Source organism: Bacillus sp. 5RYD7K, assembly GCF_059831465.1.
Genome location: NZ_CP191200.1, coordinates 2,973,197 through 2,993,242, shown reverse-complemented (window position 1 = coordinate 2,993,242; position 20,046 = coordinate 2,973,197). Strand labels below are relative to the sequence as shown.

At 40.7% G+C, this 20,046-nt stretch carries 24 protein-coding genes and 3 pseudogenes; 19 read left to right on the top strand and 8 right to left on the bottom strand.

Annotated features, from left to right (window positions below; translation table 11 throughout):
- Window positions 1-146 precede the first annotated feature (146 nt).
- Window positions 147-263: a YjcZ family sporulation protein gene (locus ACQE26_RS14955; RefSeq protein WP_438422021.1), complete on the bottom strand. Its 117-nt coding sequence runs from the start codon at window positions 261-263 to the stop codon at window positions 147-149.
- Window positions 264-803: 540 nt separating this feature from the next.
- Here ACQE26_RS14955 and ACQE26_RS14950 point away from each other — a divergent pair.
- The 3 genes and pseudogenes from ACQE26_RS14950 to ACQE26_RS14940 all read left to right on the top strand — a co-directional run bounded on the left by ACQE26_RS14950 (window position 804) and on the right by ACQE26_RS14940 (window position 2,819).
- Window positions 804-989, top strand: coding sequence for a hypothetical protein (locus tag ACQE26_RS14950; protein ID WP_438422022.1), 186 nt, complete (start codon window positions 804-806; stop codon window positions 987-989).
- Window positions 990-1,340: 351 nt separating this feature from the next.
- Window positions 1,341-2,254: pseudogene (locus tag ACQE26_RS14945) on the top strand (helix-turn-helix transcriptional regulator).
- 64 nt (window positions 2,255-2,318) lie between these two features.
- Window positions 2,319-2,819, top strand: coding sequence for a DinB family protein (locus tag ACQE26_RS14940; protein ID WP_500469970.1), 501 nt, complete (start codon window positions 2,319-2,321; stop codon window positions 2,817-2,819).
- A gap of 117 nt (window positions 2,820-2,936) precedes the next feature.
- On the opposite strand, the gene adhP is transcribed toward ACQE26_RS14940, so the two are convergent.
- The gene (gene adhP / locus ACQE26_RS14935) at window positions 2,937-3,953 is read right to left on the bottom strand and encodes an alcohol dehydrogenase AdhP (protein ID WP_500469969.1); all 1,017 of its coding nucleotides are present in this window, start codon (window positions 3,951-3,953) and stop codon (window positions 2,937-2,939) included.
- Between the two features lie 356 nt (window positions 3,954-4,309).
- Between adhP and ACQE26_RS14930 the strand changes: the two genes are divergently transcribed.
- The 7 genes from ACQE26_RS14930 (at window position 4,310) to ACQE26_RS14900 (ending at window position 9,903) form a co-directional block, all read left to right on the top strand.
- Window positions 4,310-4,600 carry a YozQ family protein gene (locus ACQE26_RS14930; protein ID WP_500469968.1) on the top strand — a complete coding sequence of 97 codons (291 nt, stop codon included), beginning with the start codon at window positions 4,310-4,312 and terminating at the stop codon, window positions 4,598-4,600.
- A 241-nt stretch (window positions 4,601-4,841) separates the two neighbouring features.
- Window positions 4,842-5,261, top strand: coding sequence for a UPF0715 family protein (locus ACQE26_RS14925; RefSeq protein ID WP_500469967.1), 420 nt, complete (start codon window positions 4,842-4,844; stop codon window positions 5,259-5,261).
- 48 nt (window positions 5,262-5,309) lie between these two features.
- Window positions 5,310-6,062, top strand: a complete 753-nt coding sequence (locus ACQE26_RS14920; RefSeq protein WP_500469966.1) for a GNAT family N-acetyltransferase — start codon at window positions 5,310-5,312, stop codon at window positions 6,060-6,062.
- 146 nt (window positions 6,063-6,208) lie between these two features.
- Window positions 6,209-6,748 carry a GNAT family N-acetyltransferase gene (locus ACQE26_RS14915; RefSeq protein WP_500469965.1) on the top strand — a complete coding sequence of 180 codons (540 nt, stop codon included), beginning with the start codon at window positions 6,209-6,211 and terminating at the stop codon, window positions 6,746-6,748.
- A gap of 439 nt (window positions 6,749-7,187) precedes the next feature.
- Window positions 7,188-7,835 carry a DUF3885 domain-containing protein gene (locus ACQE26_RS14910; protein ID WP_500469964.1) on the top strand — a complete coding sequence of 216 codons (648 nt, stop codon included), beginning with the start codon at window positions 7,188-7,190 and terminating at the stop codon, window positions 7,833-7,835.
- Between the two features lie 170 nt (window positions 7,836-8,005).
- Window positions 8,006-9,073 (top strand): LLM class flavin-dependent oxidoreductase, encoded by a 1,068-nt coding sequence (locus tag ACQE26_RS14905; RefSeq protein WP_060962697.1) that lies wholly within the window; start codon window positions 8,006-8,008, stop codon window positions 9,071-9,073.
- 209 nt (window positions 9,074-9,282) lie between these two features.
- Window positions 9,283-9,903 (top strand): lytic polysaccharide monooxygenase auxiliary activity family 9 protein, encoded by a 621-nt coding sequence (locus tag ACQE26_RS14900; protein WP_438422031.1) that lies wholly within the window; start codon window positions 9,283-9,285, stop codon window positions 9,901-9,903.
- Between the two features lie 161 nt (window positions 9,904-10,064).
- Here the strand turns inward: ACQE26_RS14900 and ACQE26_RS14895 are convergent, their stop codons facing one another.
- Window positions 10,065-10,154, bottom strand: coding sequence for a YjcZ family sporulation protein (locus ACQE26_RS14895; protein WP_082761591.1), 90 nt, complete (start codon window positions 10,152-10,154; stop codon window positions 10,065-10,067).
- Between the two features lie 142 nt (window positions 10,155-10,296).
- Here ACQE26_RS14895 and ACQE26_RS14890 point away from each other — a divergent pair.
- Window positions 10,297-10,573 (top strand): annotated as a pseudogene (locus ACQE26_RS14890) (GNAT family N-acetyltransferase).
- A gap of 378 nt (window positions 10,574-10,951) precedes the next feature.
- Here the strand turns inward: ACQE26_RS14890 and ACQE26_RS14885 are convergent.
- Window positions 10,952-11,098 (bottom strand): hypothetical protein, encoded by a 147-nt coding sequence (locus ACQE26_RS14885; RefSeq protein WP_500471514.1) that lies wholly within the window; start codon window positions 11,096-11,098, stop codon window positions 10,952-10,954.
- Window positions 11,099-11,267: 169 nt separating this feature from the next.
- Window positions 11,268-13,685, bottom strand: coding sequence for a peptidase G2 autoproteolytic cleavage domain-containing protein (locus ACQE26_RS14880; protein ID WP_500469963.1), 2,418 nt, complete (start codon window positions 13,683-13,685; stop codon window positions 11,268-11,270).
- Between the two features lie 257 nt (window positions 13,686-13,942).
- Here ACQE26_RS14880 and ACQE26_RS14875 point away from each other — a divergent pair.
- The 5 genes and pseudogenes from ACQE26_RS14875 (at window position 13,943) to ACQE26_RS14855 (ending at window position 16,855) form a co-directional block, all read left to right on the top strand.
- Window positions 13,943-14,144: pseudogene (locus ACQE26_RS14875) on the top strand (TM2 domain-containing protein).
- 164 nt (window positions 14,145-14,308) lie between these two features.
- Complete coding sequence (locus tag ACQE26_RS14870) at window positions 14,309-14,743, top strand: dUTP diphosphatase (RefSeq protein ID WP_016935986.1); 435 nt, start codon at window positions 14,309-14,311, stop codon at window positions 14,741-14,743.
- A gap of 214 nt (window positions 14,744-14,957) precedes the next feature.
- Window positions 14,958-15,782 carry a poly-gamma-glutamate hydrolase family protein gene (locus ACQE26_RS14865; protein WP_060962691.1) on the top strand — a complete coding sequence of 275 codons (825 nt, stop codon included), beginning with the start codon at window positions 14,958-14,960 and terminating at the stop codon, window positions 15,780-15,782.
- Window positions 15,783-15,888: 106 nt separating this feature from the next.
- Window positions 15,889-16,038: a DUF8570 family protein gene (locus tag ACQE26_RS14860; protein ID WP_167388673.1), complete on the top strand. Its 150-nt coding sequence runs from the start codon at window positions 15,889-15,891 to the stop codon at window positions 16,036-16,038.
- Entirely contained in the window at window positions 16,025-16,855 is an 831-nt protein-coding gene (locus ACQE26_RS14855) for a prohibitin family protein (RefSeq protein ID WP_438422034.1), read from the top strand. Before ACQE26_RS14860 ends, ACQE26_RS14855 begins: the two co-directional genes overlap by 14 nt.
- 26 nt (window positions 16,856-16,881) lie before the next feature.
- Here the strand turns inward: ACQE26_RS14855 and ACQE26_RS14850 are convergent, their stop codons facing one another.
- Window positions 16,882-17,331, bottom strand: a complete 450-nt coding sequence (locus tag ACQE26_RS14850; RefSeq protein WP_500469962.1) for a YndM family protein — start codon at window positions 17,329-17,331, stop codon at window positions 16,882-16,884.
- Between the two features lie 158 nt (window positions 17,332-17,489).
- Between ACQE26_RS14850 and ACQE26_RS14845 the strand changes: the two genes are divergently transcribed.
- Complete coding sequence (locus ACQE26_RS14845; protein WP_438422036.1) at window positions 17,490-17,918, top strand: hypothetical protein; 429 nt, start codon at window positions 17,490-17,492, stop codon at window positions 17,916-17,918.
- Window positions 17,919-17,949: 31 nt separating this feature from the next.
- Here the strand turns inward: ACQE26_RS14845 and ACQE26_RS14840 are convergent, their stop codons facing one another.
- Together ACQE26_RS14840 and lexA are read right to left on the bottom strand one after the other, a co-directional pair.
- Window positions 17,950-18,207, bottom strand: coding sequence for a hypothetical protein (locus tag ACQE26_RS14840; protein WP_500469961.1), 258 nt, complete (start codon window positions 18,205-18,207; stop codon window positions 17,950-17,952).
- A 50-nt stretch (window positions 18,208-18,257) separates the two neighbouring features.
- Window positions 18,258-18,878 carry a transcriptional repressor LexA gene (lexA, locus tag ACQE26_RS14835; protein WP_007611720.1) on the bottom strand — a complete coding sequence of 207 codons (621 nt, stop codon included), beginning with the start codon at window positions 18,876-18,878 and terminating at the stop codon, window positions 18,258-18,260.
- 152 nt (window positions 18,879-19,030) lie between these two features.
- Here lexA and yneA point away from each other — a divergent pair, with 152 nt between their 5' ends.
- The gene (yneA, locus tag ACQE26_RS14830) at window positions 19,031-19,342 is read left to right on the top strand and encodes a cell division suppressor protein YneA (protein ID WP_500469960.1); all 312 of its coding nucleotides are present in this window, start codon (window positions 19,031-19,033) and stop codon (window positions 19,340-19,342) included.
- A gap of 15 nt (window positions 19,343-19,357) precedes the next feature.
- Window positions 19,358-20,008 (top strand): YneB family resolvase-like protein, encoded by a 651-nt coding sequence (locus ACQE26_RS14825; RefSeq protein ID WP_016935979.1) that lies wholly within the window; start codon window positions 19,358-19,360, stop codon window positions 20,006-20,008.
- Window positions 20,009-20,046: the final 38 nt, after the last annotated feature.

Here is a 20,046-nt window from a genome sequence, read left to right as displayed (position 1 = left end):
TATAAAAAACCTTTAGAGTAAAATGAAATATTTACTTTATGGTCTTCTTTCCAAAAGTGAAAACGCCATAAAAAGATCTTATGGCGTCTGTCCGAACTGAGAGATGCAATTTTCTTGGGAGACGAATATGGTTCGTCAATGTGCTATTAAAGGAAAGCAGCACCTACAATGATTAACAAAATGAAAAGCACAACGATCAAGACGAAAGTGCTTCCGCCTGAATAACCAGAAGTTCCGCCATAATTTCCACCGTAGTTTCTCATATTGCCACCTCCTCTTGTTAGGATAGTATATACTATGCCGAACGATAAATTTCGACATGGATTTTAGTCTAAAGGAGAAAAAATGAAGTTTTTGTCTAAATGAAGGGCTGATGAATGAAATATCATTTTCGATTCTCCTTAGGCTGCACACGCATGTTTAGTTGAGAGTAAGAACCTTTAGGATATGCCGTTTTACTTCACGATGGAAGCGGAGTTAACCTCGCACGAAATGAATTAGATAATGAGAAATAATCAAGAAAGAATGATTCATCATTTCCCGGGCAAGCGCAGTATACGACAAATAACAAGTATTCTCCTTTTTGGTTAACATTTCGTTTTGGAAGAGAACGCATTAAAGTGAACGAAAAAGATTGGACACAGAGCAAGGTAATGCTGGTAGCCAATCATGATTAACCTGTGGGGCGGGCACAGATCAACCAGAACGAAGTAACTTCCCCGGTCATGAGTAAAGCTTTAGCCTGAAACTTTTATAAAGCAGTAACGTATTACTTTTATAAAAATAAATAAGGGGGCTTTTGAATGGGAATAAAAGATTTCTTTAATATAGAGTTAAAATGCTCCATCTGCGGGAAAACATTAAAATCTGGTGATGGGCTGACAGCTCATATTACCCTTCCGAGTGAGAAGATGATGCCTGTGGGGAGAATGGACAGAGTGTTAAGTAAATTCGCTGATAAGGTTTACTGTAAAAAGTGTAGTGAGTAGATCGTCAGTGTCATGAGGAAACTCGCCAGAGTTTCCTCATGATATATGTCGGTCAATTCAAATTAGAAAAAAGCGAAATTGTAATGACTAAAGTAGACAAAGAACCCAAGGATACCAAAGAGATCATTTTTCGTTTACTTTGCTTTTTGGAAGGTTTGCTTAGTTCGTGGATCACTGCACCCCATAAAAGCATGGATGCTAGAATGATAAGACTCATATATAACAGTGCTCCTTTGCTTGTTTTAAAAAATTTTACCATCTATAAGGCGGAAATGTCGATGAAATGAACAAAACAAGATCTTAACAACGATTACCGCTGATCTTAATCAATGATGGGAAAGGAATTGAGAGTTGAAATTAGAACGTTTATTATCAATCATATTCAAGCTCTTACATAATGAAATTTTATCTGCTTCCAGTTTAGCTGATGAATTTCAAGTATCATCGCGGACAATTTATAGAGATATCGAAGCGATTTGTGCTGCTGGAATACCGATCGTTTCATATCAAGGTGCTAACGGCGGTTTCGGGATGATGAAAGGATACAAATTTGATAAAAGTTAATCGGATCTCACGATGTATTAAATCTAATCACTGTATTAAGCAGTTTATCGAGTCTTTTTGAAGATAAGGAAGTAGAACATACGATAGATAGATTAAAACCTCTGGATACAAGCGGCAACAACAGGACGTTGTATGTTGAGTTGGAAAGCCTTAGAACAGAACCGAATTCCTTAAGGCAGCTGCGAAAAGCTATACATGAAAAACAGGTGGTACGCTTTGATTATGTCAGCAATAAAAATGAATTGACCTCACGTGAAGCAGAACCAATCCATCTTCATTATAAGTTCCGTAATTGGTATGTATATGGTTATTGCAGAGAACGTCAAGATGTCAGAGAATTTAAAGTGTCACGTATGATGAATATAACGCTGACTCAAGAAGAGTTTATGCACAGTCACAAAGTGAAAGATAATTCATCTTATTCAGACTCCAATGCGGAAGGGTTTGAGGATGTTGTCATTTGGGTTGATCCTAATTCTCTGGCAAAAGCTTTAGATCAATTTCAGAACGCGTCTAAAGTCATGAACAGTGATGGAAGTATGACGTTTACCATTTCTGTTTATCAGCCTCTGCATGCCGGATGGCTTATATCAATTCTCTTAAGTTTTGGCAGCGGAGCTAAAATAATAAAACCGATGCAGCTGCAATCAAAATTAATCGCTGAAGCCAAAAAAATAATGAAAGTTTATCAAGATGTATGACGATCTGCTGTCATATATCTTTTTTTATAATCATAAGTATCAACTTTAAAGGAGAAGATGTTAAATGAACCATGCGAAAAATATGTATCAGTACCATGTTTGGGCGAATAAAGCGTTATTAGAAAGAATAAAGGAATTACCAAGTAACGTTCTTTATGAAGAAGTTCGCAGTTCATATCCTACAATTGCTCAAACGTTCAGTCACATCTGCGCGGCGGATGCTATGTGGCTGCAAGTACTTAAAGGAATAGACATGCAGGAAGCAGTGGAAGGTTCTGCGGCTTATGCAGAAAGGACTCATTTATATTCAGCAGATGAATTTGCGGCGTCCTATGATGAACTGGCTTCACAGTTTGAAGAATGGATGAATAACCAAACAGATTTAGAACAAAAAATGAACATAAATAATCCTTGGTTAGGTTCCAGAGAAACGGCTTACTCAGAAATTTTATTCCATGTTGCCAATCATGGCACTTATCATCGGGGCAGCATAACAACTATGTTAAGACAGCAGGGTTACGCTTCAGCAATGAATGACCTTGTATTATATTGGTATCAGGGTTAGTTCAGTACTTGTAATATGAATAATCGCCGATTGGTCAGAACTAAAATGACAAAGGCCAGGGCGCTGCGCAAGAATAGAGATCAAAGGCTGCCGTATCATTCCCGGCAGCCTTAATGATTAGGAAGTAAAATCGATAACCATACGGCCGGTCACTTTCCCTTGCTCCATTTCTTCAAATATATCATTCACGTCTTCAATCGGGCGTTTTGTCACTTTAGGTACAACTTTACCGTCTGCAGCAAATTGAAAAGCTTCCCTCAGGTCTTCTCTGGTTCCTACTAATGAACCTACTACCTGAATACCATCTAACACAAGGCGGGGAATATCTAATTCCATCTTGTCGACCGGTAAACCGACAGCCACTACACGCGCACCGGCTTTTACAACATCAATCGCTTGATTGAAAGGGATTTTTGAGACAGCAGTAATGACCGCGGCATCCAGACCTAAATCGCCGGTCACTTCTTTAGCCTTCTTGACGGGGTCGTCGTTTAAACTGTTTACAACCGCGTCAGCGCCTAAACTCTTAGCAAAGTTCAATTTTTCATCGCTAATGTCGAAAGCAATTACTTTAGCGTTAAAGACATTTTTTGCATATTGAACAGCCAAGTTGCCCAAACCGCCGACTCCAAATACACCGATCCACTGACCAGGTTTAATTTCACTGACTTTTACTGCTTTATAAGTTGTGACACCTGCGCAGGTAATGCTGCTTGCGGCTGCCGGATCTAAATGTTCAGGCACTTTCACTGCATAATCAACCGCCACGATTGCTTCTTCAGCCATTGCGCCATCAACTGTATAGCCGGCATTTTTCACATCTCGGCACAAGGTTTCACGGCCTGTTAAGCAATATTCACAGCGGCCGCAGCTTTCAAACATCCACGCAATGGAGACGCGGTCTCCTTTTTTCAGGTTGGTTACGCCTTCACCAATCTCGGTTACTATGCCTACTCCTTCATGACCTAAAGTGACGCCTGTCACATCCCCGAAATCAGCATTTTTAACATGCAAGTCAGTATGACATACACCGCAGTATTCCATCTTAACTTTGGCTTCACCGTGTCGCAAAGGACGCAATTCTTTTTGTACGATCGCTATATTTTTGTTCTTCGTTGCTACTACTGCTTTCACAAAATACACCCCTTTCAAATATTTGCAGAAAATTGATACTTATCTTACAATTTAGCACAATGAACTTCTTTTGAAAACCCTTACATTCGGAGAAAAACAGATAACTCCCCATCTCAGAAGGAGGGGATTTTATTTTTTATGAAGTGCGATTATTGGGTGTGACGGGCTAATTGATAAGGAGAATTTATAGGCAAAGGTTATCCTTGAAAGCCTTAATTCAAAGCGATTTTCTAAAGCTTCTTTTTAGAAAATCCACCGAATAGCGTATGAATATAATTCCCATAGACACAATAAGAACAGTTGAAAACACTTAGTTACACCCGTCAAACAAAATTGATCAAGATGGAGTGAATAACATGGCTGAACAACATGGCGCAGACAGACCGGACGATTACAAAAGATTTTCTTCTTTGGACAAGGACTATGATTCTCAGCAGCAATCTTTAGCCGGCGATACCAAAACAAACGAGGCAGACACGGAAACACAAACTCATCATAAAGAAACTGAAACAACAAATACGGCAGGGAAATATTTTGACACATCAGATTATGAGGGAAATACACAACTGGAAAAAGGATTGGCTGAAACACATGAACAGGTCAGCGATGACTATTTTGAAGGAACGATTGATCAAAATTTGGAATAGTCATATAACGGAACTTTCTTGTAGAAGTCAGTTCCGTTATATTGATACTTACCGGCCTTTGGATTTGAACATGATGAACCGGGTGAAGATTATATTCAAGGTATCTCCTTGACCTTTTTTATGGGCAAAAAAAGATTTCAAAAAATATAGATCTTTTAAAGTGATCGATATATACTGATTTAAATAACAGGAAGAAAATGAAAAATTAGAGAACTGAATTTTAAAAAAGCAGGTGAAATAAATGGAAGGGGCGGCGCGAAGCAGCTTAAAATGTTATGTTTTCACATTGGCTTTTTCAAGTTTATCATTTGGTCTGGTTTTTGGATTGTATATGTTTGTATACTCGGGCTTTGTGCCACTCGCATTAGTCACTGTGGTTATCATTGCTTTTTACGCTTTCGTCACTTACTTTTTATTTGCTGTGCCTGTGCAATTTTGGTTAAGAAAGAAGCCGAAAAAGTGTAGTTTGATTCATCTTTTCATTTATACAGCAGTCGCTTTTTTAGCTGTGTTCTTGTTCTGGTGCATGGGGAGTCAGTCCATTAATGTTAGAGTTTTCGAGAATTTCATTTATTACATGATGAGCATTACTGCTGCGTTAATCTATTGGTTTTGGGACTCTATATTTCTGAGAAAGCAGTTTTTTATAGAAAAATCATGAGCTTAACAATTTCGGGTTAAACGCTGATCTTGGAATGGGGAGATCATAATGGAATACATTGAATTGAATAAGGACAATATTGATGACAATCATATTTGCTGCGCACTAGGTGCGAAACAATATGAGAAGGCCGTAACGGAAAAGAAAAGCTGGCTTAAAGATCGAATGGCTGATGGTTTGGTGTTCTATCGATTAAACGAGCGGGCAAAAGTTTTTATTGAATATTTACCTGCAGAAAAAGCGTGGGTTCCGATAAGCGCTCCTAATTTTATGTATATTAATTGTCTTTGGGTCTCGGGGAGATATAAGAACAGCGGACATGCGAAACACTTGTTAGATAAATGTGCGGAAGATGCCAAATCCCGCGGTATGGATGGAATTGTTCATATAGTTGGTAAGAAAAAACTTCCCTATTTAAGTAATAAACATTTCTTCGAGCATATGGGATTTACTTTGCAAGATGAAGCAAAACCTTATTTTCAGTTAATGTCATTGACCTGGAATGTACATGCGGCTCCTCCTGTATTTAAAAAACAGGTTAAAAGTTATTCCATTAATAATGAGGGGATCACAATATTTTATACAGCTCAATGTCCATTCGCAGTCGGAGTGTTAGGGGATTTGAAGGAACTGACTGAAAAGAAAGGGCTTCATTTTCAGGCTCATCGATTATCCTCCAAAGATAAGGCACAAACATCACCGGCCATCTGGACAACTTTCAGCGTGTTTTATAATGGAGAATTTCTCACTCATGAAATTATGAGCGTGAATAAGTTTGAAAAGTTACTCAATAAGCTTTAATGAGGATCATTTAAAAAAACGTCAGCATTAAACATTATTGATGCGGACAAAAAAGATAACATATATAGTACAAATAGATTGAGATCGTTCTTTAACAAACGGGCGAGGCCTGTTGAAGAATCATTTCAAAAATAGGAGACTAACAAATGCAAAAAATTGAAACCCCTCGCTTAGTTTTAAGAAATTTTACCGAGGAAGATTCGCACGGTCTTTTGGAATATTCGGCACATCCGAGAGTGAACTGCTTTCTTGATGACAAAATTTCTACGATAGAAGAAGCCGTCTTAAACGTTCAAAAAAGAAGCAGAGATGATTCTTATATTGCTGTTTGTTTAAAAGACAGTAATGATCTGATCGGAGAACTATTTTATTTAAAAGAAGAGCCTGATACATATTCCGTTTGTTGGAATTTCAATGCTCGATTTGAAGGGATGGGATACGCCAGTGAAAGTGCAAAGGCTTTCTTTGAGTATCTCTTTATGCAAAAAGACGCAAGAAGGCTTTATGCATACGTTGAAGATGATAACGGCAAGTCACAAAAATTATGTGAAAGATTAGGTATGCGTAAAGAAGGTTATTTTCTTGAATTTATTTCATTTACAAAATATGAGGATGGAACACCTAAATATGAAAACACTTTCCAATACGCACTGCTAAAGAAAGAATGGTTAAAACAAAAAAGTTAACGGAAAAAACCTTGCCGGGGGCAGGTTTTTTTGCGTTTAAGTTAAATCCTTCAATGCAATTACCGATATTACCAATGGATTACGGAATTGAAAAAAATGCTAGTTTAGTAACGATCAAATGAGATTCAGCTTGGCAAAGCAATGAAAATCATTTACCGTAACGTTGTAAAATTCGAGGAGAGGGTGAATGTGATGGAAAGCCTAAATAACTCTTACAATATCACGAAAGATCCAAAGTTTTTAGCGTTTTGCAGTTTGAATGGAAGGATTTGCAGTGAGGTGAGCTTGTGAAAAAAGGATCAGGATGAATGTGACCAGCATCCACCCTGATTAATGGGGTTTACAGTGTTCTATTTCATTGTATTCCAATCGGAATAATATTACAAGACGAAAAAATAAAAAGTGGGTCGATCATTAACAGAAAGTGAGAATGTTTTGAATGAAAATAAAGGATTATCTGAAGGAAAGGTTTCCGGCTTTAAAATTAATGCCGAGCATTTATCATCAATGGGACGTAGGAATTCACTTTTCTCTTGGCCGTAATATATATCCATTTAATGAAAACGGTGAGCTGAATCTTGAGTATTTTCAGTGTGTCCATCATCAAATGACCGAAATTTTTAATGAGCTGTTTGAACAAAACGATGACTTATTCCTTGTTGCAAACATATATAAGCACAAAGCTCAAGGTAATGACGCCAGAAAATTAAAAATTTATCAGCCGTTTCTGAAGTGCAAGGATGATTTATATCGGATTCAGGTGGAGACCTGTCCGTATCCGTTCGAAGAAGATGATGCAGAAGAATACGAGATGCAGCAGTTTTCTTTGTTATGTAAACGGAAGGATTTGCGTATTACCCCATTACTTAAGGCAGCTGCTCACGAATATTTTCCTCTGAAGCCAAGATTTGGGGGTTACACCGTTGATTATCCCGATGTTTTCTTTGTGAATATTGCAAAAGACATTATTTTCTTTGTATATGATGACAGAGGGTGTGAAGTTATCGCCCTTGATGCCGGAAGTATAGGTGCGCTTTATGACCAATATTACGATTGGATTGAAAGTGAACGCATGCATTCGAATTAGCTTTTTCGAGGTGTGTTCTTGCCTGCGCGGTTTCGCATTTGGCAGGAGGAATGTAATGGAACTTCTGGATGCTAAGATGCTGTATTTATTTGGATGAATTCCATTTTGTAAAACGGCTGAATAGAATAACAGCATAAAAGTTTTTTTACACAGTGCAGGAGGAGAGAAACGTGAGGGCTGAACATCATGATGGTATGGAAATTGGAATTTATTCATTTGCAGAATTATACCCCGATCCTCTGACAGGGAAAACAGTCAGCGCAAAGCAGCGGGTAGAGGAATTGATAAAGCTGGCGAAATTGGCTGACGACGCAGGGCTTGATGTATTCGGCGTAGGCGAGCATCATCGTCTTGATTATGCAGTGTCGTCGCCGCCGGTCATCTTATCAGCGATTTCACAGCTCACCGAAAACATTAAGCTTACGAGTGCCACGACTGTATTATCCACCGCAGATCCCGTCCGTTTATTTGAGGATTTTGCAACGCTTGATCTGATATCAAACGGAAGGGCGGAGATCATAGCGGGACGCGGTGCATTTTTAGACTCGTTTCCTCTTTTCGGTTATGATGTGGGTTATTATAAAGAACTGTTTGAAGAACACGTTGAGCTTTTTTTGAAATTAAATTCGGGGGAAGAATCGGTCACCTGGAAAGGACGTTACCGGCCGCCGCTGAATGACGCAGAAATTTCCCCTCAGCCTTTTCACGGAAGCATTCCGCTGTGGTTAGGTGTTTCAGGAACTCCGGAAAGTGCGGAGCGGGCCGGAAGAGCAGGTGCCGGTCTGGCATTAGCTGTATTGAGCGGTGATCCGAAATCATCTAAACCACTTGTTGACAAATACCGAGAAGCAGCTTCTAAAGCCGGTCATCCGCCGGAACATGTGAAAGTTGCCGTAACCGGGCATACGTTCATTTCAAAAACGAATGAACAGGCAATACAAGAATTTTACCCGTATCATTCTAATTATTGGTCTCATGTTCATTCATACCACGGGATTCATGAACCTTTAACGAGGGAAGATTTTGAGCGGGCGTCCGGTAAAGAAACAGCCTTATTTGTCGGAAGCTCACAGCAGATCATTGAAAAAATCATGCGCCAATATGAGCTCTTTGGCCATCAGCGGTTTCTCGCGCAAATCGATATAGGCGGTATGCCGTTTAAAAAAGCTGCGGAAAACATCGAACGATTAGCATCAGAAGTAGCACCGGTGATCCGAAGAGAAACCGGCAAAGATTAAATGGAGTCAGGCGGAGCGGGCCGGTTTTTGAACATCGCGGACTCGACATCAGAAACGGTCCGGCTTTTTTTATGATTATAAAAAACAAAGGGAAGAGCGCGAACCTCATTGCTTTTTCCTATCAAGAAAAGGAAGGTCATTTCATCCTCCATCGTGAAGTGTATATACTGAAAGGTTTTTATTTACAAAAGAGGGAGGATGATGTAGAGATGAAGGGTTTGGTCAAAGCTGCAGTTTTAACTGTTACTCTCGGTATTGGAGGCGCTTTCTATTCAAGTGATGCATCTGCACACGGGTATATAAAAGATCCCGTCAGCAGAGCGTACATGGGAGCATTAGAGAAACAAACAATGGGCTGGACGGCGGCTGCTCAGAAATATGGCTCCGTCATTGATAATCCTCAGTCTGTTGAAGGGCCGAAAGGATTTCCGGCTGCAGGTCCGCCGGATGGAAGAATTGCATCTGCAAACGGAGGATCGGGACAAATTGATTTCGGTCTGGACAAGCAGACTGCAGATTATTGGGTAAAACAGAATATACGCGGCGGCTTTAATTCTTTTACTTGGCACTACACTGCACCCCATGCGACATCAAAGTGGCACTATTATATCACCAAGAAAAATTGGAATCCGAATAAACCTTTGTCGAGGGATGAATTCGAATTAATCGGAACGGTAAACCACGATGGCTCCAAGGCAGATACGAATCTGACTCATAGGATTTTTGTGCCGACTGATCGAAGCGGTTATCATATCATTTTAGGGGTATGGGATGTCGCGGATACTTCCAATGCCTTCTATAACGTCATTGACGTGAACCTTACACAGTAATCTATGAAATCCATTGATCGGCTGCATTCATGCATCGCCGATCTTTTTCGTTTGAAAGAGTTAGTTAAATGAGGAAACAGCAAAGCGCCATAATGAATTCATTATGGCGCCTTACGATCATAGAGGTAATGCTGACATGGATGCGGAGGTAAGGAGGACTCTTAATAACCGCCGAGGAAAGAAGCACCGACGATGACTAATAAAATGAATAGCACCACGATTAACGCAAAGGAGCTACCATAATCGCCCATATGATCTCACCTCCCTTAAGAGGATTAATACATATTATGCTGAATGTAAAAGTTTGATAGGGATGCTAGTTTATTTTTGAAAAAAAGTTCGTCTGCATATATTTTCTTCTCACATTTCCATCTTCTAAAGGGGGAATCATAAATGCTTCCTGTAATAGAAACGGACAGACTTATTCTTAGAGAAGTTGAAAAGAAAGATGCAAAGCAAATATTTTCTTGTTTTTCAGGATGCAATCGTAACACGCTATTATGGTTTGGAACCTTTTGATTCAATGGAACAGGTAGGCGCTGTTGTTTTCATTGAGAATGCAGCGTTTCAATCAGAAGGAATTTTGAGAGGGTATATGTATCAAAACGGACAGCCCCATGATACACGTGTATATTCTATACTGAATGAGGACGTTGATGAGACGCTATAAAGCAATCTTTCAGCTGCGTCTCCTGCAGAAGGAGTTTGATTGTAAGAAACGATTCCAATAATCACTAACAAGATAATCAACACAAATATGCTCCACAGAGTTATTTTTAAACATTTTGACATGACATACCCTCACTTTGAAAGACTTTACCGGATCTGTGATCGAAGACCATTTCAAGTATATTCCATATAAAAGAGAAAAATGAGCAGTATCTCGGTGCAAAAATAAAAAAACTTGCGGTGCGCTGCCGCAAGTTTTTTCGCATTAAGGTCTGTGGCATTCAATATGCTGATTATTACGATCAAAATCTTATTTAGAAATACAAATTAACAAAAACACCCGGAGTTCACCGGGTGTAAAAAGCTTTAATATATCATGTCAGCAATGTTTTTTGCATTTTCTTTTATAGACAACGATGTAATCATAATCAAGATGCTTTTTGTCTTGTTTCTTTTTCTTTTTTTGTTTAGGCTGCTTTTCTTCCTTTTCACCGTGATCATAATGTCCGTCCATATCCATATCCATACTCATCTTCCTCCTTTTTTCATCTGACGGTAGTATTCTATGACAGAAGGAACAGATGGCTTGGACAAATGAAACGATATGCTGTAAAAGAGGCGTCTCATCTGCTATAAAAAAACAGGATCATACCCGTACGATAGATAGGAGAGGAAATGATCCTGATATGAAAACACTATTTGATAACCGCTATTGCAATGCCGTACCCTTTTTCCGGACTGTATAAGGCCGTCAGTTTCAATACCTTCCAGCCTTCCGCGGCTTTTGTACCGATTCCGTTATGGGCCGTGATATAATCCCCCGGGTTTACCGTACTGTCTACCCGTACGTAGTGCCGGCCGCTGAGTCCGACAATATGCCATTCGTCTCTGGCGGCGCGCGCTTCATAGTCAGCTTCAAGAGCCGGACTGCAGTCTGGGTTTTGTTTCGGCACGCGTATCGTTTCTCCTGTTTCTTCGTCAGTTACATTTTCATATATGAAACCGCCGAACTCGTTTGTCAAAAAACGGCTTTGCCATCCGAAGCTTGCGGCTCCTGATATAAAAGCGGCTGTTTCTGAAATGACGCCGAGCATATAATCACCAACGTGAGCCGGCTCGATTTTTTCTCCCCTCACTGTGACGATCGTCCCGGCGGGAATCGTCTGGCCGTTTACACTTTCAAAATATTCTCCGTACCCTGACAGGGAAGAGGTGACGGCTCCGGCGAAAGTTCCGTGGCCGCCCGCTGAGTCCAGTTTCCACTTAATGGACTGATGCCCTCCGGCAACGGTGTACGGTTCTTCCAATGTAATGCTTTCTGATGACAGAATGGTTCTGGAGACTTTGCTGCCCGTAACATGGACATTGTTTGAAGCAGCGATAAATGCCCTTGAACCTTCAGAACTTGAACCTCCGGAAGAGCTGATGATCGCATTTCTGTCACCCCTTGCCGTAATATCGCCTGTGCCCGCAATAACGGCGCTTGTCGGGTTAAATGCAAAACCCGAGCTTGTCGCAAGCTGTGCGCCGCCTTTTAAATTGACGGGGATCTGCTCGTAAGTCTGTCCTTTTATAGAAGCGGCAGCGCTGTAGCCTTCCGCCTGCACGCCGAGAATGACAGCCTGGCTGTTAGGGGACGTAATTCCGACAGCACCGCCATCTCCGATCATCGTTCCATTCATAATATTTACGTTATATTGGCCTCCGCCAATTGAGATGCCTTTGGGGGAAGACTTGTAAATATCAAAATTTGAAATTTTAACATAATCGGTTTTATTTGATCCGCCGGATATATTGATGTCAACACCGGCTTGTGTAAAACCGCGTATTTTAATGCCGCTGATCGTAATATTTTGACTGCGGTATTGAAGGGCTACGACAGGATTCCCGCCATAGTCATATGAAGGATCACCAATAGCTGTGAATCCGTTTACATTTACGTTTTTATAGGCAGAGATAACCAGCGCCCTTGGAGTCACGCTGTCATAGAGAGCGTTGAAGACCGGTTCAATCGCGGTGCAGTCGGTTAAAGTAACATCATAAGCCGTCGTGCTTTCGGGGTCTGAGGCCTGATGGTGTCCGATATGACGAATATCAAACGAACGTACATCACGATACGAAACATGGCCGATAATATGAACATTTTGGGAAGCCGGCCACAGGCTGTGCGCCTTTACTTCAATTCCGCGGATATTTCCGCTCGTATAGTTATTCAAAAGCCACACATGTTTAGAGCCGTCATCAATTTCAATGCCATTCGAATTTGCGCTGCCCTCGGCATGCTCTGTTCCGCGCGGGTTCCCTGAATGACAGTTGGAAATGAAAATATATTCGCTGTAATGGGTGGTAATGCCGTCGTCTCCGGCGCCGTACGCCACACAGTTATCTATCCATATATAACGGCAGCCGTCTTTCGTCCATTCTGTTTCAGGCAAATGATCATAAGCCGGGGATGTGATATCGATACCATGCAGACCTGCGTTAACCGCTTCAACATTCTTGATCCAGCCGTATTGCACATTGGCAAACGTTAAACAGCTGGAAAATTGTCCCCCGGGGTTTCGGACTCCGCATTGACGATCCGGATTCCAGTCTAGAGTCATGCCCTGGACAAAAATATTACGGTTTCCATTTTCGTAGTTATCATTGGTAATAACCCATTCATATGCGGGAGTGTCCTCATGGAGTTTAATCACGGTAATCCCTTGTCCCTCACCGGAGATGGTAGTCCACGACGGAAGTTTTATCCCTTGAACCAAAAATTCTCCTGCGGGAACATTTACTTTGACGCGGCCGTTCCCGATCGCTCTCCGAAAGGCTTCCGTATTGTCCCGGCCGTCAGGGACCGCTCCGTAATCCTCCACATTTACTTCCCGGGTGATTTTATTCATAAGCATTTCGTATTCTGTATCAAGCCGTTCTTTTAAAAGTGAGGTGACCATTCCTTCCGCCGTCACCCGGGCATCTGCGATCTCAAGATTATCATCTGTTGCGGAATGCTTAATAAAATTCTGCATCCTTGCTTTGAGATGTTCCAATTCAGAGGAATGCGCAGGGTGAGACTGCAATGCGGGGTTTAAAGACGGATCAGGAAAGTTTTTAAATTGAACCATTCTAAAGACACCTCTTTCTTTTGATATAAGCGCTTGACGCAGAGGAGAACAAAAAAGCCGCGCGCCTTATGCGCTTATTCATCAAATTCTTTGTTGAGAACGAAATCCCTTTTAAAATCAGATTGATTTTCAAAAAAACGCCAATATTTCAGGTGAAAGATCAAAACGAAGAAAGTTTTTGAAAACGAGTATAAAATTCACCTTTATAAGAGTGTGTATTATAAGCGGAGCTGTCCTGTGAAAACGATAGAAAAAGATTGTTGGGAGGACGTTATGATAAGGCTGCAATATTAGCATTTTTTCTAGGCGGTTTCGGCATTCATATGTTTTATTAAGGAAGAATCGGACAAGGGATTCTCTATCTTTTGTTTTGCTGGGCTTCAATTCCCTCATATTCATCTCTGCTGAAGCGAAGAAGCATTTGATCAAAAGTATAATGATTATTATGACCAACAGTAATCAAAAGCCTGAGTGGGATATTCCGCTTATCAGTTTCGTCTCAATTCAGCATTTTCTTTTCTTCGCATTAAATCCTTTCCTCAGCTGCTCAGTTAAAATGGTATAATGGTGCACGGATTGGTCATTAATACGACTAAAATAGGGAATCAAAAGGAGCGGCGAACATGACTTTACAAATTAAAATTAAATATTCAGATGATACACAAACGAGAATCAGTAAAATTGAACAGGGGGATTGGATCGATCTGCGGGCTGCAGAGGATATAACAATCAAAAAAGGTGAATTCAAACTTATCCCGCTCGGAGTTGCGATGGAGCTGCCGGAAGGATATGAGGCCCATGTCGTTCCGCGTTCAAGTACATATAAGCATTTCGGTATTATTCAGACAAATTCAATGGGTGTCATCGATGAATCTTATAAAGGTGACAATGATTTCTGGTTTTTCCCGGCATACGCACTTCGGGATACCGATATTTCCAAGGGAGAGCGGATCTGCCAATTCAGAATCATGAAGAAAATGCCTCAAGTGGAATTGATCGAAGTGGACAAGCTCGGAAACAATGACCGCGGCGGTCTGGGATCAACAGGCACAAAATAAAACGATTAAAGACTGCTGTTAAGCAGTCTTTTTATTGTGATTTCGAAGCGCCAGCCGCGCTGGCATATTGATGATTGATTTCCCGACATTCCTTCTTAAGCATTCCGTTTTTCTAGAAGATGCTCTGATGTTTTTATTCTTTAAGATGAACGGAGGTCTTGTCCAACGTATATAATATTGTGACAAAAGTGTAAACAAAAGAAAGGATGATGTTATGAAAAAAAGGGTTAGAAGAGAAGACCGTAAAGCTGCTGGCAAAGAGGCAGAGCAGAAGAAACCGTCCAAAGTCACCCTGTTCTGCCGTTCGCTTCAAAGGCTGAAGCATTTGTATTGTAACATAAACATACAATTGCCATCAATAACCAAAAAAGGAATTTTAGTTTTAATTTTATCGTTTTTGCTTCTGCCGTTTTTACGGGCTGATGCTGCTTCAGATACTTACGGCAGTTTCGAGGAATTAAAACTGCATGAGGCCCCCTCCGTTTTTTCTATTTCATCGAAAGAACATGACCCTTCTGTTCTCATATTAGCTATACACGGCGGAGGCATAGAGCCGGGGACCAGTGAGTTGGCCAGAAAAATTGCCGAAAACCGGAGCCTGTATTTATTTGAAGGGTTAAAATCAGCCGGCAATGCTGAGCTGCATTTGACCAGTTCGCATTTCGACGAACCTAAAGCCGTTCAAATGGTGAAAGAGCACTCTAATGTCATTTCATTACACGGTTACGGCAGCGACGATAAAAAGATAAAAATCGGCGGTACAGACAGAGAACGGGCCGAACTTTTGACAGATGTGCTGAAACGGAACGGGTATCCTGCCGTTCTTCTTGGCATAAATGATAAATACGCAGGTGTCAGTCCGAACAATCTTGCCAATCACTCTTCATCCGGATTAAGTATTCAAATCGAAATGAGCACCGGTTTTAGAAAATCACTGTTTGATACTTTTACGCTTAAAAGCAGAGCGTCCACACAAAACGATACCTTTCTCCAATTCACAAAAACGATTTCTGATTTTATCAATGACAATTATAAATAAGCACGCCGCTTTTTGCCGGCGGAGCTTTTTCTTTTGAAATTTATGAAACTTTAAGTTCTTAAGATCGTATACATAACTGACAGGATGAAAGAAAAGAGGTGGGCAAATGAAAGTGATGATCGGGTCTATCATTCTTCTTGTCATCATCGGATTCGGTTTATGGCTGATGCTTAGTCCAATCTTTAAACAAGTGGGAAGCGGAGCCAAAAAATTTAAAAAGTCATGGGAGGAAAAAGATCAGCATGAGCGAAAATAAGCGCGGAAACACAAAAAAAATTCTCGGCGGTGTGATTATAGGTGCAGCCCTTTTAATTGCGGGCGTTACGGCGTCATTATTTATTGAAAAAATACCGAATGGTTATGTCGGAGTCGTATACTCACCGAACGGCGGGGTAAAATCCGAAACTTTGGATCAAGGCTGGCACTTAGTCGGTTTGTTTAATAAAGTAACGGAATATCCGGTGCGTATGCAGACCGTAAATAATGAAAATATAAAAGTGGCAACCTCAGACGGTAAAAATATTGAAATGGATATCGCTTACAACTATGTTGTTCAGCCTGATAAAGTAGTCGATCTGTTTAACAAATTCGGGGCGGTAGACGTTGAAACGATTGAAAATACATATTTAAAAACAAGGCTGTGGGACGCGGCGCGAAAATCAATCAGCAAATACTCGGTTATTGACACATACGGGCAAAAATCTGCAGAAGCCGCTGCCGATGTTCAAAAAAGGTTTGCTGAGGATATGAAGAACCTTGGATTTTTAATTGATGATCTGACGCTTGGCGTACCGAAGCCGGATAAAGCCACACAGGAAGCTATTGATGCAAGAGTGAAGTCTTCACAGGAGCTTGAACGGACGCAGACTGAAATTAAAATAGCTGAAGCAGAAGCGAAAAAGAAAAAAATTGAAGCGGAAGGGATCGCTGATTATAACCAAATCATAAAAAAATCAATGTCTGATGAAATGATCAAATATAAATGGATTGAAAAATGGGACGGAAAAACACCGAAAGCGACAGGCACAGACTCACTGCTCCAGCTGCCGCTGGACGATCAGAAGCAAAAATAAAAAGAAAGGAGGCGGATGCCTCCTTTTTATGTTTTTTCCTGAGGGTCTTTTTCCGGCACCAATTCTTCAGACGCCTCGGTTTGATAGCTCAATAGTGTGCTGTCTGTCCCTGTTGTGTCCTGATAATCTTCGGGAAGCACATATTGCTGCAAATATCGGTGAAAAAATGCCTCAAAAACAGAAATGCAAAGTGCAGAGATAACCGATGCCGCGGCAGGAGAGACATTAAACCCGCCAATGTTCATTAGAAATATCCATAATATAATGAATGAAATTCCGAAATCAGCTGCAACGGCTGTAAAATTGCTTGTTCTCGGCAGAATCATGCAATCACCCAAAAAGTAAGTGATCAAACTTAAGATCAAGGTAATAAACAGAACGTTTAAAAAAGTTACTTGGTACATCAGATCCAGAACAATGTACAGCAAAGCAAGTGTGAGCGCCGTTTTAGAAGCGAAAGCAATTACATGTTTCATTTGAACCACCTTCGTTATTTCGTTTAGTCTTCATTGTAGGCAATCAGCAAATTTTTAAACTGGTATATAGTGGTTATAAAGTGTGCGTTTTAATAAAATGTAAATAGACATCACCATATTCACAAGTTAAAATATGTAAAAAAAAGGGGGATGCAAAATTGAAAAAATGGTGGATATGTATTGCTGTTTTTTTATTATGTTTTTGCGGAGTACACTCAGCTGAAGCGGCTACCACTGGATTCGGATCAAAAACAAGCTTCATTATGGAGGGAGATGTAAAAGAGTTTTTTATTGAAAATCCGGGGGCTGTATCAGCTGATGATTACCTATTAGGATACAAGTTCACCATTGTGAACAATTCTTCATGCAATTTAAACGTGAAACTCCAGCGGATGGCACTGAACGGAAACTTTTATACATTAAGTTCTAAAAGCTACAGCGGCAGCTGGTTAAACCTAAGTGCCCAGGACAAAAAATCAATTGATCCGCATCACAAATACAGGATTCTGATTGAAAGCTCTTCAAACGACTGTGAACCTGTCCATATTAAAGGGTTATACGGCGTGGAATATTATCATTTTGATTGAAAATAGATACCCGCAAAGGCAGCGGGTTTTTTTACATCTCGTCAAAACTTATTGTACTATGCACTAAATATTCATGAATATAATGTAATCCGTCCGCTCCAGATGAAGATAAATATATATCAAAATCAGCCCGCACAAATACAAAAGTTGAAAAATAGATAAAAAGTTTCCTTAGAGAAACATTATTTATTGACTTCAAAAGTGAGATGCCGGATAATAAAGATGTAAGTTTTTCCTCCTTAGCAGGTTCGTTTCTTAAGCCAGGGCGAATCTGCTCTTTTTTATGCAAAAGTAAAACCCCTCTGAAAGGGGTTTTACGATAAATAAAGTTTAATAGAATTAATGAACGGCTCTGAATACGCCGATCACTTTCCCTAAAATGCTTACGTTTTGCAGGATAATCGGTTCCATCGTCGGATTTTCCGGCTGCAGCCGCACATAATTGTCTTCTTTATAGAAGCGCTTGACCGTGGCTTCATCATCTTCGGTCATAGCCACCACGATTTCCCCGTTATTGGCCGTGTTCTGCTGTTTGACAATGACGTAATCTTTGTCAAAAATGCCGGCGTCAATCATACTTTCTCCCATGATTTCTAACATGAATACGTGTTCTCCCGGAGGAACCATCCTGTCAGGAAGCGGAAAATACTCGTCGATATTTTCAACAGCCGTAATCGGAATACCCGCCGTCACTTTCCCGATGACCGGAACATTGACAACCTGGCTTTTCGGAATTTGGACTTCTTCTTCATCCAATACCTCAATCGCTCTCGGTTTAGTAGGGTCCCGTCTGATCAGGCCTTTTGTCTCCAGCCGCGCCAAATGTCCGTGCACGGTTGAACTGGAAGCCAGTCCTACTGCTTCTCCTATCTCTCTTACAGAAGGCGGATATCCTTTCGTTTTTACCTCTTCTTTAATAAAACGCAGGATATCAAGCTGCCTTTTTGATAGCTTCGTCATATTTCGCACCTCAAAACGTCGATTTTAAGTAGATTATAGCATGATTTTCCTGACAGTACAAACATAGGTTCGAAAAAAACGATTGACAGAAACATTTGTTCGTATATACTGAAAGGTATAAAAAGCGAACAAACATTCTGGAGGTTGTTTAAATGGCGAAGGAATCTATCATATTTGTCGGACTGTTTACTGCGATTTTAAGTGCTGTTATTTTACTTGTTTCATGTACGGGAAATGATCAGGCGCTCAGCCAATATGTTAAAATAAAGGTTCAGGACGGAGATACTCTGTGGTCACTTGCGGATCAAGTAGCAGAGAAGAAAAATATTAACAAAGAAGATTTCATTGAGTGGGTGACGGAGAATAATCATCTCCAAACTGCTGATATAAAGCCCGGAGACGAACTTATTCTTCCGGTTAAGAAGGAGCATCCGGCCGTATATCAGCTGGCCATTGTCAATTAGAGAGGAAAGAGAGAAATGAAGGCGCTCATTTATGCCCGGGTAAGCACAAACAAAGAACAGCAGCAGACGTCTTTAAAAAGACAGGAAGAGGAGCTCAGTGAGATCGCTGCGGCAAACGGCATGGAAGTCGTAAAAGTCATTTCAGAGAAAGCCAGCGGTTACGAAATGGACCGCGACGGAGTATTTGAAATGCTTGATGAAATTAAAAAGTCACATATTGACGCGATATTGGTGCAGGATGAAACAAGACTGGGAAGAGGAAACGCCAAGATCGCGCTTTTGCATTGTATTTACAGGGAGAACGTAAAGATATATACGACGGCTCATAAAGGCGAGCTGGAGCTTTCCGAAGCTGATACGATGGTACTCGAAATCGTCAGTATTGTGGAGGAATATCAAAGGAAAATTCACAATATGAAAATCCGGCGGGGAATGAAAAGAGCCGTAAAAAATGGCTATAAACCTGAACGGAATCTGAAAAACAGACATGAAAACAGCGGAAAAGAAAAAAAAGAGGTCCCTGTTTCGGAAATTATCAGGCTGAGAGCCAACAAGCTTACCTTTGCAGAAATCGCCGCCACCTTAAGAGGATTCGGCTATGATGTATCCAAAGCCACGGTTCACCGGCGTTTTCAGGAATATATCGCAGACAGCGAAGGCAGCTGACATGCTTCAGTTGTAAAAAAGATGATGTTTTAGTAGTA

Excerpts from the sequence above, each read along its gene's own strand:
- ACQE26_RS14850 (WP_500469962.1), bottom strand. The coding sequence starts at position 17,331 with ATGAAACATGTAATTGCTTTCGCTTCTAAAACGGCGCTCACACTTGCT.
- ACQE26_RS14915 (WP_500469965.1), top strand. The coding sequence starts at position 6,209 with ATGCAAAAAATTGAAACCCCTCGCTTAGTTTTAAGAAATTTTACCGAG.
- ACQE26_RS14930 (WP_500469968.1), top strand. The coding sequence starts at position 4,310 with ATGGCTGAACAACATGGCGCAGACAGACCGGACGATTACAAAAGATTT.
- ACQE26_RS14925 (WP_500469967.1), top strand. The coding sequence starts at position 4,842 with ATGGAAGGGGCGGCGCGAAGCAGCTTAAAATGTTATGTTTTCACATTG.
- ACQE26_RS14920 (WP_500469966.1), top strand. The coding sequence starts at position 5,310 with ATGGAATACATTGAATTGAATAAGGACAATATTGATGACAATCATATT.
- yneA (WP_500469960.1), top strand. The coding sequence starts at position 19,031 with ATGGCGAAGGAATCTATCATATTTGTCGGACTGTTTACTGCGATTTTA.
- ACQE26_RS14900 (WP_438422031.1), top strand. The coding sequence starts at position 9,283 with ATGAAGGGTTTGGTCAAAGCTGCAGTTTTAACTGTTACTCTCGGTATT.
- ACQE26_RS14870 (WP_016935986.1), top strand. The coding sequence starts at position 14,309 with ATGACTTTACAAATTAAAATTAAATATTCAGATGATACACAAACGAGA.
- ACQE26_RS14950 (WP_438422022.1), top strand. The coding sequence starts at position 804 with ATGGGAATAAAAGATTTCTTTAATATAGAGTTAAAATGCTCCATCTGC.
- ACQE26_RS14825 (WP_016935979.1), top strand. The coding sequence starts at position 19,358 with ATGAAGGCGCTCATTTATGCCCGGGTAAGCACAAACAAAGAACAGCAG.
- ACQE26_RS14880 (WP_500469963.1), bottom strand. The coding sequence starts at position 13,685 with ATGGTTCAATTTAAAAACTTTCCTGATCCGTCTTTAAACCCCGCATTG.
- lexA (WP_007611720.1), bottom strand. The coding sequence starts at position 18,878 with ATGACGAAGCTATCAAAAAGGCAGCTTGATATCCTGCGTTTTATTAAA.
- ACQE26_RS14910 (WP_500469964.1), top strand. The coding sequence starts at position 7,188 with ATGAAAATAAAGGATTATCTGAAGGAAAGGTTTCCGGCTTTAAAATTA.
- ACQE26_RS14940 (WP_500469970.1), top strand. The coding sequence starts at position 2,319 with ATGAACCATGCGAAAAATATGTATCAGTACCATGTTTGGGCGAATAAA.
- ACQE26_RS14895 (WP_082761591.1), bottom strand. The coding sequence starts at position 10,154 with ATGGGCGATTATGGTAGCTCCTTTGCGTTAATCGTGGTGCTATTCATT.
- ACQE26_RS14885 (WP_500471514.1), bottom strand. The coding sequence starts at position 11,098 with ATGGATATGGATATGGACGGACATTATGATCACGGTGAAAAGGAAGAA.
- ACQE26_RS14955 (WP_438422021.1), bottom strand. The coding sequence starts at position 263 with ATGAGAAACTACGGTGGAAATTATGGCGGAACTTCTGGTTATTCAGGC.
- ACQE26_RS14860 (WP_167388673.1), top strand. The coding sequence starts at position 15,889 with ATGAAAGTGATGATCGGGTCTATCATTCTTCTTGTCATCATCGGATTC.
- ACQE26_RS14855 (WP_438422034.1), top strand. The coding sequence starts at position 16,025 with ATGAGCGAAAATAAGCGCGGAAACACAAAAAAAATTCTCGGCGGTGTG.
- ACQE26_RS14865 (WP_060962691.1), top strand. The coding sequence starts at position 14,958 with ATGAAAAAAAGGGTTAGAAGAGAAGACCGTAAAGCTGCTGGCAAAGAG.